Origin of the sequence: Vibrio sp. 10N.222.46.A1 (assembly GCF_041473595.1) — a bacterium.
Classification (GTDB): Bacteria; Pseudomonadota; Gammaproteobacteria; order Enterobacterales; family Vibrionaceae; genus Vibrio; species Vibrio tasmaniensis_A.
This window is the reverse complement of sequence record NZ_JBFRSN010001160.1, coordinates 1-1,439: the sequence shown is the minus strand read 5'-3', so window position 1 is coordinate 1,439 and position 1,439 is coordinate 1. Positions and strand designations below refer to the sequence as shown.

Below are 1,439 nucleotides of genomic sequence, written 5' to 3'. Positions count from 1 at the left end.
TCAGCATGTCAGCCACGTCTTCAGCTGATGTTTCGCGGTGTTCACCTTGCTCTTCATCACCATCAGACACAACCACATCTTGGCCGAATCCACCAGCAATAACGCTGATGAAAGAGCGATTCATCGCCTTACACATGATGTAAGAAAGAATTGCACCTGACGAACCAACCAATGCACCGGTTACGATAAGCAGATCGTTCGCAAGCATGAAACCTGCCGCTGCTGCTGCCCAACCAGAATATGAGTTCAGCATAGAGACAACCACTGGCATATCTGCGCCACCAATCGATGCCACTAGGTGGTAACCGAATGCGAATGCGATAAGAGTCATCACCATTAGCGCGAACATGCTGCCGTCCGCTTTAACGAACATAATCATCAGTAGTGTAGAAACTACGATCGCCGCTAGGTTCCACTTATGCTTATGAGGGATGTTCAATGCAGACGAAGAGATAACGCCGCGAAGCTTACCAAACGCAACAATAGAACCCGTGAACGTCACCGCACCGATAAACACGCCAAGGAACACTTCCACTAGGTGGATCACGTGCTCTGCATGAATATCAGCAGGGTTGATAGAAACGGTAGCAGGTGGGTCAATGTAACTGTTGTAACCTACAAGTACTGCTGCCATACCTACGAAGCTGTGCAGAATTGCCACCAGCTCAGGCATTTCAGTCATTTCTACTTTTCTTGCGTAGTGGATACCAATACCACCACCGATCACCATAGCAATGATGATCCATACAATACCTGCAGAATGTGGGCCAAAGATCGTCGCGATCAACGCGATTGCCATACCCGTGATACCGTAATAGTTACCTGCACGCGCAGATTCCTGTTTCGACAACCCAGCCAAGCTCATAATAAAGAATACAGCAGCCACAATATAAGCTGCTTGTACTAATCCTTCAGACATCTGTCACTCCTTAGTCTTTACGGAACATTTCAAGCATACGTTTGGTTACGGTAAAGCCACCAAAGATGTTGATACTTGCAATTAATACGGCAATAAATGATAAGAACGTGACAACGCCACTTCCTTGTCCTATCTGTAACAGTGCACCGACTACAATGATTCCTGAAATCGCGTTAGTTACGGACATCAAAGGCGTATGCAGAGAATGGCTTACATTCCAAACGACGTAATAACCCACCACACAAGCGAGTACAAAAACGGTAAAGTGAGATAAGAACGCAGCAGGAGCAACTGAAGCTACCCAAGCAAATGCACCTACAGCAACCGCCATGCCTGCCACTTTCTTAATTGGAGAAACCAGCTCTTCAACTTTAGGCTCCGGTTTAACCGCTTTGGGCTTAGCTTGTTGTGGTTGAGCTGAAACTTGAATTGGTGGTGCAGGCCAAGTGACTTCACCCTCTTTAACCACGGTAACACCGCGTAGCACGACATCTTCAAAGTCAATATTGATGTTGCCATC

At 46.8% G+C, this 1,439-nt stretch carries 2 protein-coding genes; both read right to left on the bottom strand.

Annotated elements, in window-relative coordinates:
- A partial coding sequence (locus AB4496_RS24775) for an NAD(P)(+) transhydrogenase (Re/Si-specific) subunit beta (RefSeq protein ID WP_372132462.1) occupies positions 1–919 on the bottom strand: 919 nt, incomplete at its 3' end.
- A 10-nt stretch (positions 920–929) separates the two neighbouring features.
- Positions 930–1,439 (bottom strand): proton-translocating transhydrogenase family protein (locus tag AB4496_RS24770; RefSeq protein ID WP_372103568.1); only part of this gene is annotated, 510 nt, incomplete at its 5' end.